The 1897-nt window shown below is 42.4% G+C and carries 1 pseudogene; it reads right to left on the bottom strand.

Annotated elements, in window-relative coordinates:
• Positions 1-124: 124 nt before the first annotated feature.
• A pseudogene (locus QUA74_RS29685) lies at positions 125-1721 on the bottom strand (IS1182 family transposase).
• Positions 1722-1897: the final 176 nt, after the last annotated feature.

Below are 1897 nucleotides of genomic sequence, written 5' to 3'. Positions count from 1 at the left end.
AATTAAAAAACAACTCCAATATATCAAAAGAAACCTAGCTCATATTGAACAACTAATTGATGCGGGTGCGCTCCTAGGGCGTCGGTTCAGTATTAAGAGTTGACAAGAAAACAGATGTATGAAGTTACCCGGTCAATGAGTTAGACTCTACGGCCGGTTTAATTGGCAGAACCTCAGCCATTCGAGCAATGACATGAAGATTATGGACAACAGCGACTCGGCGTAAATCGAAGAGATTTTTCCGCTGTCGCTCGATACCGGGCGCGGTTCCCCTGCCAATACCCAATATGAGCCAGAGAGTGTTCAACTGTAGTACGTTTTCTCAAGTCTTGGCGACCAATAGCAGTGGACTGACGCGCTCGCAACTCTTGCATTAAGGCTTCATCAAGATGAATTGATACACTACGTCCTCTTTTACTGTTTGTGCAGTCTTCCCTCAGAGGACAAATGGCACATTCACTCAAAGGAAAATGAACAGTTTTTCCGGGTTCAAATGAGACACTTACCTGATTGAGACAGCTAATTAAATGCGTATCCCAGTCAAGAAAAAAAGAATTTTTATCAAACCGTCCAGAATTTCTGACCGGCCACGCCTTGCAAAATATCTGTAATTTATCATCCCGTTGTACCACCCAATGACTGGATAAATAAGCCCGATCAATATGTAACTCAGCTAGGTGAATATTTTGGAATTTTAAGTCACGTTCTAGGTCAACTGTAGCAGCGGATTCCGGAGTATTTGCGCGAGTCAACGCCACCGCGCAAACTACACCACTCTCTAAATCTTTGAGGATGTGGCGTTTATATCCATCTATTTTTTTAGACCGGCTTTTACGCCCATGTCGCATATCGGCGTCCTCAATAGAAATGCGACGATATGCGGCCACCCCTTTAGCAAGAGTAGGCACTCATTGAGAGTCTAAAGTCACATTTTGGGATTCAATGAATCGGGCAACATCTAGAGTTTGTTGAGCCACTTCAAACTCATCACAATCAGACTGGCTTTGCATCCATTCTTCTACAGAATCTAAGCTATTTAGGATAATTAAGAGTGCATTTTGACGCTCTACTGGATTATCCCAGTTTAAATCTAAGGCTGTTTTTAAGCTGGAACTATTAAGGATGGGTGCACCTGCTTCATGGGCAATTTCTGCTGGCTCCCTCCCCTGCACAGCAGCTATCACACTCACCGCCTTACGCAAAGCATGACCCAATAGATTATATGTATCTTCGACTTTCCCGGCTCCCCATAACGGGGATGAATCTAAAGCCACTTTAAGTTGAGATGAGCCAAATCCACCTTTTTGTTTGGCAATTTCTACGGTGCGGTCAATTAAACGTTGATCCAGTTCTTTTTTAATTAAGCCCTTTCTGAATCGAACCAAAGTGGCCTTGCTAAAAGGGGGAGTTTCACAATTGAGACAATCAAGAACTAACTGCCAACGTTGATCCATGAGCATTTCTTCAATTACTTCATCATCAGAAATGCCTAAGTAGGCTTGCAGAATAATTGCCAAGGCAATTTGTGCAGGAGGAATTGGGCTGTGACCCACTGTGCTGTCTTTAAAAATTGTAGCAAGTTCTTCTTGAAACTCATCATTAAATATGAATGAACGGTTCAGTCGAAGAAACGTGAATAACTTGGCTCGTTTAATGCGTTTGATAATCAACGCTTCTCTTTGTGAGAGTTCAATAGGAGGATGCCATAAGGGAGGACGCATAAGATTTCTTCCTTCTTCCTGATTGTTAGAATTGAAAAGGCTTTTCCAGCCATATCATACTAATCCAGTTTTGTCAACTCCTAATACTGAACCGACGCTCTAGAAGGTCTGAATAAAAAGCAATATAAAACCTTGCTAGTCCTCACAGAAGTCGCTCGCCAACAACAGTGGTTATT

Source organism: Microcoleus sp. LAD1_D3 (assembly GCF_036702135.1).
In the GTDB taxonomy this organism is placed as follows: Bacteria; Cyanobacteriota; Cyanobacteriia; order Cyanobacteriales; family Microcoleaceae; genus Microcoleus.
The sequence above is the reverse complement of the archived record's forward strand: the minus strand, read 5'-3'. Positions and strand labels throughout refer to the sequence as shown.